Origin of the sequence: Streptomyces torulosus, from assembly GCF_001419765.1 — a bacterium.
GTDB classification, from domain to species: domain Bacteria; phylum Actinomycetota; class Actinomycetes; order Streptomycetales; family Streptomycetaceae; genus Streptomyces; species Streptomyces torulosus.
On the sequence record NZ_LIRK01000583.1, the window covers coordinates 1 to 8,692 of the forward strand.

An 8,692-nucleotide genomic window follows, 5' to 3' on the forward strand; every position below is an offset into this window, starting at 1 on the left:
GCTTACCGTTTCGGATCAATATGAGATGGGTGCGGTACTGGATGTGCCGCAGGCCGCGTCGGATGCGCTGGACGAGGTGTTCGGGAGTACTGAAGGCAACGTTGGAGAGCCAGCCGCGTCGCAGGAGAGACCAGATCCCTTCGACGGGGTTGAGGTCGGGTGTGTAGGGCGGCAGGTAGTAGATGGTCAGCCAGTCCCGGGCTTCCGCCCATTCCCGCAGATCAGCAGCTTTGTGGACGTTGAGGTTGTCCCAGACGAGCACGATGGAGCCGCCGAGCTGCTGGTGTGCGGCGATCAACAGGTCGCGGTAGTCGCGCCAGGAGAAGCTCTTGCGGCCGTCGCGCCGGCCGTCGTCCCGGCGCGGACGATAGATCAGCCGGGACCGGTGGCCGGGCTTGTAGCAGGTCAGCGCGGCGATCGACACTCGTCTGCGGGAACGGCCCCGGACCCGCACCACCGGGGTCCGGCCGCGCTGTGACCAGGTCTTCGCCTGCGGCGGCGTCATGGAGAAACCGGCTTCGTCCTCGAAGACGAGCCAGGCTCCACGGGCCGCCGCGAGTCTTCCGCGCACGGCCACACCTCCTTGACCCACCCCGCGACCGCGTCGTCGTCCCGTTCCATGGCCCGTCGGGCCGGGACCTGGCAGGACCAGCCATTACGCACCAGGAGCTTGCGCACACCCTGGATCGTGTAGGTCAGGTGGAAGCGTCGGCCGATCACCGTCTTGACCCGCGCCAGCGTCCAACGCTGGTCTTCCCAGCCATGCGCGGCGGGCCCCTTGGCCAGCTCCGCCTCCAGCTGGGCAAATTGCTTCGGGCTCAGCCTCGGAAGCGACGCCGGCCCCTGCGAGCGCAGAGCCCGCGGACCGCCCTCGTCCCACATCTGCCGCCACCGCTGCACCGACCGGACACTGACCCGCAGGTCCTTCGCGATCGCCGAGCTCGCCTCACCCTGGGCGAACCTCTCGGCCGCCTTGAGCCGTAACTCCTCGCGGAACTGCTGCCGTTCGGCGGTCAGCCCGCCCCCTTGTGGATACCGCATGCCTTCGGTGATACCGCACCGTCGACGAACCGTCAGCCCCTACGACTCCACGAGTTCAATCTCAGTAACTCAGGTCCACCACCCGGCCCGGTGCCGTCTCCGGGGCCGGGGCCGTCGGCGGCTCATGGCCCTCCCGCTTCGCCTCGATCACCGCCTCCAGCGCCTCGGTGTACTCGTCGACGAACCCCTCCAGGCCCTCCAGCTCCATGCGGTCGATGAGGAGCAGTGCCTCGTCGATCTCCTCCTCGGACAGCTCCACCTCCTCCGGGACCAGCTCGGAGGGGTCGCGGACTTCGTCGTCCCAGCGCAGCGCGTGCAGGACGATCGCGTCACCGCGGATCCGCAGCAGGCCCAGCCGCTCCCGCCCGTGCCAGGCGAACTTCGCGACGCCGGCCTTGCCGCTACGTTCCAGCGCCTGGCGCAGCAGGGCATACGGCTTCTCGGCGACCTTGCCGTCGGCCGCCAGGTAGTAGCCGCTGCTGATCCGGACCGAGGACCGCATCATCCCGGTGACCGACGACGAACTCGCCGACATGCCGCTGCCCACCGCCAAGGCCATCGAGGTCCTCGGCTTCGTGCCGTACGAGTCGATCCTTTGACCACTCGTAGCCCTTGCCGATCTCACCTGCTCCGACCTCGCGGTCCTCGATCTCGCAGACCTTGCGCACTCTCACCCGGCCCATGTCTGCGACGTGGTACTGGTGGAATCTCAGCGAGTGGTCCTCGGTCGCGGCCGTGACCTTGGTAGGGATGGTCACGAGGCCGAACGAGATGGCACCGGACCACAGGGCGTGGGGCATGACCGTTCCTCCGCAAGCAAGCCCCGAGACCTCCAGCGTACGAGCAGGAGGTCATCACAGCGCGACGCAGCCGGGCGGGCGGGTTCCCCCTGCCCGTCATGATCTTTGATCTTCCTCGCGGCCGATCTGGCGGGCGAGGACGTCACGGTCGACGTACGGGTCGACGGCGGCCAGGAGGGTAACCCTGCCGGTATCCGGTGGTAGGGAACGGCGCGGCTACCGCGTCGCAGCTACAGGCGACTCTGTCCAGATCCGCCTCGGAGCCTGGAACGTCGACTGCGCCGCCGGCCCGGGTGGATACCGGCTGGCCAGCACGACCATTCCGCGACCCACACTCCCAGCCAGCACACCCGCCCTGTTCGCCTCTCCCAAGCCCAAGGCAACATCCTGAACACACCAGGACGACGGAGCCTCGATCAGACCGATGCCTCCACACGGCAGTCGTGGGAAAGACCCCGCTGACGTGAGTGTCCACGCCCAGCCCATGAGAACCAATGGCTTGGCAGAGCGCAGCCGTTGCGGTGAGGTTCAGTTGTGGTAGCGGATGTAGCCGTCGCCGTCGGGGTCGGATCCGTTCTTGGTGTAGGAGTGGACGTCTGCGCGGCTGCCGGAGGGCTTGTACAGGTAGATGGTGTCGCGGTCGTTGTTCCACAGGAAGTTGCAGTTGTCGCGGTAGACGACGTTGTATGTGTCGGAGTCGCTGCCGTGGCCGCCGCGCAACTTCACGTAGTCGCCGGGCTCCAGGTAGTGGTTGGCGGTGAAGGTGAAGCGGTTGCCGGTGGCGTCCGTGACGACGTAGCCCTTGAGGTTGACGGTCGCCTTGGTCGAGTAGTTCTTGACCGTCAGGTACTCGGCGGTGGTGTTGCCGCTCGTGCAGCTGTTGGAGTCCCGGCCGGGGGCGTCGTACTGCACGCCGCGGACCTTGAGAGCCGAGCTGTACTCGGCGGCCTGAGCCGACACGGCGGGGACCAGCGCGGCAAGAGTGCCGGCGGTGAGGGCTGCGGCGAGGATGGAACGCTTACGCAAGAGGATGCTCCTCCACAGTGGAATCAACGGTGCTGCCTGTGGAGGACCGCCGCGTGCCCGCGACGGTTGCACACCGTGGAGGCCGCCACCCGTTCGAGTGACGCCGGCTGGCCGGTGAGTGAGCGATGGTGCCATCGGCCGCGGATTCGTTGCCCCAGCGCCACCACGCCGTATGGGGACCACGCCTCACGGGCGTTGACCTCGCCGCGCCGTGCGGTCACTGAACAATGGTGTATGGCCCGCTCGGCCGCGAAGGTGAGCCGTCCGGCTCCGCCCGCGGATGGGCCGTCGCGTCACCTCGGGGTGTCCACACGTTGCTTCCGGCGGGTCGGCGGACTCTGCCGGGACGACGCCGCCTCCAGCACTTTGGCCAGGGCGTCCGCGGTATCGGCCGAGCAGCCGCCGAGTTCGACGAAGCCCCGCCCGCACACGGGTGCGCCGCCCCACACGGACGGCAGTACGAGGCCATGCAGGGCCAGTGCATCCCGTAGCCGCTGCGCGGCGGCCTCGCCGTGGACCTGCGGATCATCCGGGACAGCGGATGTGGACGGAGATGCGGTCATGATCGTTCCTCGTGAGTTAGGGGGCCAATCGGCTGTCGGGGTCGGCGGCGGAGATGAGTTGTCGGAGCGCGCCGAAGTACACGTCGTGGTCGACGACGGCGGCGAGGATGGCGGGGAGGTTGCCGGTGAGGGCGGGGAAGTCGTCGGGGTCGAGTGCGGCCAGTGCCTGCCGGGTGGCGGTCTGTGCGGCCTTGGGGTCGCGGTGGTCGACGAAGCTCGCGCTGCCGAGGGTGAGCAGGTACATGCGCCGGTAGGCGGTGATCGCCTCCGTGGGGGTCATGCCGGCGGCGAGGGAGTCGGCCAGTTGCGGTTCGACGAGGCGTTTGAGTAGTTGCGGGCCGAGCCACGGGCGGCTGCCGCGCAGCGTCAGCAGGCCCGGATGGGCCGTCAGGAGGCCGTAGAGGGCGGCGAACCGTGTCTCGGTGGCCGTGGCCCACCCGGTGCCGGGGGCGATCTCGGGCAGCTCGGCCGCCAGGTGGTCGGTCACCAGGTCGAGTAGTCCCGCAAGGTCCGTACAGCGCCGTTGCAGTGAGGCCACGGAGATGTCCAGGGCGGCGGCGAGGGTGCGGAAGCTGAGCCCGCCGGGCCCGTCCCTGTCCACGATCAACAGGGCCTGTTCCGCGATCCGTTCGGGGGTCGCGAGGTCGAGGGAAGCGGATTGCCTAGGCATGCGGGTCAGCGTACGGTACGGCGTACCGTCACGGTAGGTTCCATCTCCTCACGGAGGCGACATTGAGCGGCACGACCATGGGGCTCGATCCCCTTTTCACCGACGTGACCAGCACGACTCTCACCGACCGGCACTTAGCCACCCTGGCGGCCGGCACCCTGGCCGCGGTCCGCGTCCCCAACTTCCTCGACCCCGCCGCCTGCGCGGCCGCGATGGAAGCGGCCGGCCGGCTGCCGACCGCCGACTACGACCCCGCGCGCGTGCCGACCCCGATCCTGCGGTTCGGCCCGGCCCTGAACGATTACCGCACTCCGGGCGGCGAGCTGGACGCCGGACGGTACTGGCACGACGCGGAGGCCGCCCGCCGGGCCTGGCAGCGGGCCGGGATGCGGCCCGACCCGATCTCCATCGCCCTGGCCCGCCTGGGCACCGCGTGGGGCGCCGCCGTCTCCCCCGCCACCATCGGCGGCCGCCCGGTCTTCGGCGGCACCCTGCGCGAGATCAACGCCGGGGCCCTGATCCACTACGACGACATCAACCGCGAGTTCCCTCACGGGCTGTTCGACCAGGACACCGTCTGCCAGCTCGCGTTCAACGTGTGGGTCGCCGTACCCGAGACCGGCGGGAGCACGACGGTGTGGCGCCACCGCTGGGAGCCGGCCGACGAACACCACCGCGAGGCGTACGGCTACCGGCCCGAGGCGGTCGAGCACTGCCAGCAGGTGACCGTGGCCCCGCAGCTCGGCGACGCGCTCCTGTTCAACCCGGCCAACTATCACGCCGTCGCCCCCAACCCCGGCGGAAGGCGTATCGCGTTCGCGTTCTTCCTCGCCCTGAACACCACCGGCCAGCTCATCGCCTGGTCATGAACCGCCAACACCCCGGGAGCAGCACCGTGCGTCTGTTGTACAGCGAAGTCAAATCGGCCACCGACCGGATCTGCGGCCGCACCCGCCCGGTCACCCTCACCCCATTGGACGCTGGAGCCATCCGCACCGCGCCCCGCGACCCGCTCGACGATCGCCCCGAGCAGCCGTGTGAGGTGTGGCTGGCGCTGGAGTTCATGCAGCACACCGGCAGCTTCAAAGCGCGCGGTGCGCTGAACTTCCTCCAGGCACACCAGGACGCCGGTACCCTCCCGAAAGCGGGAGTGACCATCGCCTCCGGCGGCAACGCCGGTCTCGCGTGTGCGTGGGCCGCCCGCCAGCAGGGCGTACCCGCCACGGTGTTCGTGCCCGAGACCGCCCCGGCGGTGAAGGTCGCCAAACTCCGCGACTACGGCGCCGATGTCCGGCTCGTCGGCTCCGAGTACGCCGAAGCCCTCGCCGCCTGCCAGGCGCATGCCGCCACCACCGGCGCACTCGCCTCCCACGCCTACGACGACCTGCTGATCGCGGGCGGCGCCGGAACGCTCATGGCAGAGATCCACGCCCAGATCCCCGACGTCGACACCGTGGTCGTCGCGGTCGGCGGCGGCGGACTGTTCACGGGCGTGGCCACCGTCGCCCAGGAACACGGCATCCGCACCATCGCCGTCGAACCGGCCCACTGCCGCGCGCTGAACGCCGCGATCGAGGCCGGCCGCCCCGTCGACGTCACCGTCAACTCCATCGCCGCCGACTCCCTCGGCGCCCGCCGCACCTCCGCCTCTGCCCTGAAGGCCGCCCAGCGCGGGGGCGTGCTCTCGGTCCTCGTACCGGACGAGATGATCGTCCTGGCCCGCCAGGCGCTGTGGGACCACCGGCGGATCGCCGTCGAGCACGGCGCCGCCACCGCCCTCGCCGCCCTCCTCAGCCCCGACCGGCACCCCCACCGCGGGGACGCACCGCCACCGTCCACGCCGGCCACCAGCTACCGGCCCGCCCCCGGCGAGAAGGTGGTCGTGGTCCTGTGCGGGGCCAACACCGACCCAACCGACCTCATCACCCGCTAGAAGAACCACGCCGACGAGGGGCGGCCGGTCACTGGCCCGGCCGCCCCCTCCCTCATGCGGTAGAGAGCAGCGCCCCTCGCAGGCTCGGTCCAGTCGAAGAGGCCGAGCTCGGTGTCCGGGCGGCAGTGCGAGCCGAAAGGCGGCAGCGACTCGTACCGTACCTGCTGGTGGCCAGGCCAGACAGAACACTTGCGGCCCTCGCCCTCCTTACGGGAGGGCGAGGGCCGCTTCATCATGCCCGGGCCATCATGCGCCAGGGTGACGGACAGCCGTCCTCACTTCCGCCTCGACCTCGTTGCGCGGCCGGCCCTCGGCCTTGGCATAGTCGGTGACGGCGGCCTGGGCGTCGCGGGCGAGGTCGCGCCATGCGCGCCAGGCAGTCTCGTAAGTGCTGGTCTGGTGCTCCGTCCACCCGGTTGTCGTGGGCGGCCCGTACTCGTCGCGGAGCCGCTCGACCTGGGCGTTGGCCTCGTCGGCGGCGCGCTGCATCTCCACGAGTTCTTCGAAGGTGTGTGCCACGTGCAGGGATCTTAGGCAGCGTCGGCCATGTCCTCGCGTACCGCCTCGATCTGCCGCGCGGTGCGTCGCTCGGCTGCGTCGGCGAGGGCCCCAGGGAGCGTCGAACCCGAACCGGCAGCGGAGTGAGATCAGCAGGCCCGTGGTGCTGGACGCCCGCTCCCGGACCTGCGCACGGACCTCCGGCTGCCACTCGCTGGCGGCCTGATCGGCCAGAGCCTCCCGGGTAGCCTGGCGCGGTGTACGGATCGTGCCCTTGATGTAGCGCTGCACAGTCCGCTGTGAAACGCCCAGACGGGCCGTCAGAGCCCGTGCCTGCTCCGTCGGCGACGCTGGCACCGGTTCGGTGAACTTCGTCCGCTCGCGCGTTCCAGGCCGTCGCGGACCAGACCCCGCTGCGCTATCTGCTGCATGGCTTCATCAGTCATAGGTGCAGGCTGGAGGCCCGGGGCTGTGGACAGAGACCGGCGATTCCCAGCGGCGGTGCAGCACCAGCTGCTGCAAGCGCGGGCCGTAGTTGCAGCGGCGGATGCTGCACGAGGACCAGGAGCAGCAGCACGTGCACCGGCGAGCAGTAGCGTGGGCTGGGTGTCCGAATCTCTGTCGTCTGATTCGAACGATCCCACTCGAATTCGAGTGATGAAGCTGCACCAGGCCGCTGCCCGCCAGGTGGTGTGTGCAGCACGCTGCTGCACACACCCCGCTGCACGTGCTGCACCGTGCAGCCGACGGCCGGGCTTCGCAGACCTGCTGCCGACGAAGCGGTGCCCGGTTCACCGGGCGCCAGCGGTGGCCACGGCGGTGACAAGGGCGGCCAGAACCCCGGCACCGGTCAAAGCGACGATCAGCGGCTGCGTCAGGCGCGGGACGCGGTAGACGGCGTAGGCGAGCGCGCCGAGGAGCAGCAGGCCGACCAGGACCAGCAGCAGGACGACCATCAGGGCGAGCGTGGACATGCGGTTTCCCCCTCGGGATGAAACACGCGGCGGTTCCGCGTGCAGGGCGTGGACAGTGGAAGGGAGGTATTGCCTGGTCAGAGCGGTGGAGCGCGCGGTTTTCCTGGTCATGACGGTGGAGGGTGTGTTCTCCTTGGCCCTTGTGTCTTGGTGAGGCGGTTCAGATGGGGCTGCGCCAGGGTGATGCAGGCAGGGGTTAGCGCTGCGACCTGGCTCTGACCAGCACATTCGCCGACCGTTGCGAAGTCAGTCACACGGTAGGCGGGGGTGTGAGGAGCGGGTCCTGCAGCAGCTCCGACTCTGCCAGCCAGATTTGGAGTTCAAGGCTTGTGACCTGCGGAGACGCTCGAACTCTGGCTTGAATGCAGGCTGTTGCTGCGGTAAGTGCTTCGGTGTCCTTGCGGGTCCGGTCGTCTGGCACCGTCAGGGTTCAGTGAGGGAGTCGGTTGCCCATGCGGTGGGGCGACTTGCGCCTCGCGTGCTAGCCGAGAATGTGAAGCGGCCCCTACCACGGCAGCTGCAAGAGGCTCTTGGCGAAGACCGGGCGGGCGACGTCGGTTTCAGCGCCCATGGTCGTGAAAGTCGGCGTTGTGTTCGGGGGCCCGGCCACTCCGTCGACCGCGCCCCCAGTCACGGCGAGCGAGGTCCGCCCAGCATCGGGTGCAGCGCGCTCAGCAGTGCCGTCAGAACATGCCGCACAGCGGTGTGGCGGAATGGGCGGGCGCTCCACACCGTGGGCAGCACCACGCCGACGTACAGCAGGAGGAACACCATCCCTGCCGCCCCTGCCCGTCCGAGCATCTCGATGGCCGTTAAGGATCGAGCGCCGAATTCCCGGCGTCATGCTTCCCCCTGGATGTGTAGGTGGGTCGTTTGACCGTGATGCGACGGTCTCCGCCCAGGACGGTGTCCAGGAACCCCCATCAGGCGAGTGGGACAGTTTCACCCCGGACGGTGCCGGTCAGCCCATAAGTTGTTGAACACGTCCAGAAGGGGGTTCTGGACAGTTGGACACCGGGGGATCGGGGGCGGGATGGGGACGGGGCATCGTGACGGCGTGGAGGACGAGTTCTTCCGTGATCTGCGTCTGTTGGAAAGCCTTTGCAAGGAGCATCTGTTCACGCGGCGGTCAGTGCGTTCCCTGGCTTCAACGGCGAACCTGACACCGACCACAGTCGGCGAGTGGC

The 8,692-nt window shown here is 69.3% G+C and carries 9 protein-coding genes and 1 pseudogene; 2 read left to right on the top strand and 8 right to left on the bottom strand.

Annotated elements, in window-relative coordinates; all coding sequences use genetic code 11:
• From AOK23_RS52100 to AOK23_RS34100, 5 genes and pseudogenes are all read right to left on the bottom strand, one after another.
• Positions 1–1,041 (bottom strand): IS630 family transposase gene (locus tag AOK23_RS52100; protein WP_420823775.1). Its coding sequence is split into 2 segments (ribosomal slippage), with 1,039 coding nucleotides annotated over them: positions 1–592 and positions 595–1,041; the frame shifts between segments, so codons are not numbered across the junction. This gene is flagged as partial in the annotation.
• 70 nt (positions 1,042–1,111) lie between these two features.
• Positions 1,112–1,861: pseudogene (locus AOK23_RS52105) on the bottom strand (Ku protein); the annotation flags it as partial.
• Positions 1,862–2,369: 508 nt separating this feature from the next.
• Positions 2,370–2,867, bottom strand: a complete 498-nt coding sequence (locus AOK23_RS34090; protein WP_055716403.1) for a lamin tail domain-containing protein — start codon at positions 2,865–2,867, stop codon at positions 2,370–2,372.
• A 293-nt stretch (positions 2,868–3,160) separates the two neighbouring features.
• Positions 3,161–3,430, bottom strand: coding sequence for a hypothetical protein (locus AOK23_RS34095; RefSeq protein ID WP_055716404.1), 270 nt, complete (start codon positions 3,428–3,430; stop codon positions 3,161–3,163).
• A 16-nt stretch (positions 3,431–3,446) separates the two neighbouring features.
• On the bottom strand, positions 3,447–4,100 hold the full coding sequence (locus AOK23_RS34100; RefSeq protein ID WP_055716405.1) for a TetR/AcrR family transcriptional regulator C-terminal domain-containing protein: 654 nt from the start codon (positions 4,098–4,100) through the stop codon (positions 3,447–3,449).
• A 62-nt stretch (positions 4,101–4,162) separates the two neighbouring features.
• On the opposite strand from AOK23_RS34100, the gene AOK23_RS34105 reads away from it, so the two are divergent.
• Positions 4,163–4,969, top strand: a complete 807-nt coding sequence (locus AOK23_RS34105) for a 2OG-Fe(II)-dependent halogenase WelO5 family protein (RefSeq protein ID WP_055716406.1) — start codon at positions 4,163–4,165, stop codon at positions 4,967–4,969.
• The gene (locus AOK23_RS34110; RefSeq protein WP_055716407.1) at positions 4,966–6,033 is read left to right on the top strand and encodes a threonine/serine dehydratase; all 1,068 of its coding nucleotides are present in this window, start codon (positions 4,966–4,968) and stop codon (positions 6,031–6,033) included. Before AOK23_RS34105 ends, AOK23_RS34110 begins: the two co-directional genes overlap by 4 nt.
• A gap of 246 nt (positions 6,034–6,279) precedes the next feature.
• On the opposite strand, the gene AOK23_RS34120 is transcribed toward AOK23_RS34110, so the two are convergent.
• From AOK23_RS34120 to AOK23_RS48665, 3 genes are all read right to left on the bottom strand, one after another.
• Positions 6,280–6,552 carry a hypothetical protein gene (locus AOK23_RS34120; protein WP_055716409.1) on the bottom strand — a complete coding sequence of 91 codons (273 nt, stop codon included), beginning with the start codon at positions 6,550–6,552 and terminating at the stop codon, positions 6,280–6,282.
• 770 nt (positions 6,553–7,322) lie between these two features.
• Positions 7,323–7,505, bottom strand: a complete 183-nt coding sequence (locus AOK23_RS34125; protein WP_055716410.1) for a hypothetical protein — start codon at positions 7,503–7,505, stop codon at positions 7,323–7,325.
• A 630-nt stretch (positions 7,506–8,135) separates the two neighbouring features.
• Complete coding sequence (locus AOK23_RS48665; RefSeq protein ID WP_169800364.1) at positions 8,136–8,279, bottom strand: hypothetical protein; 144 nt, start codon at positions 8,277–8,279, stop codon at positions 8,136–8,138.
• Positions 8,280–8,692 lie beyond the last annotated feature (413 nt).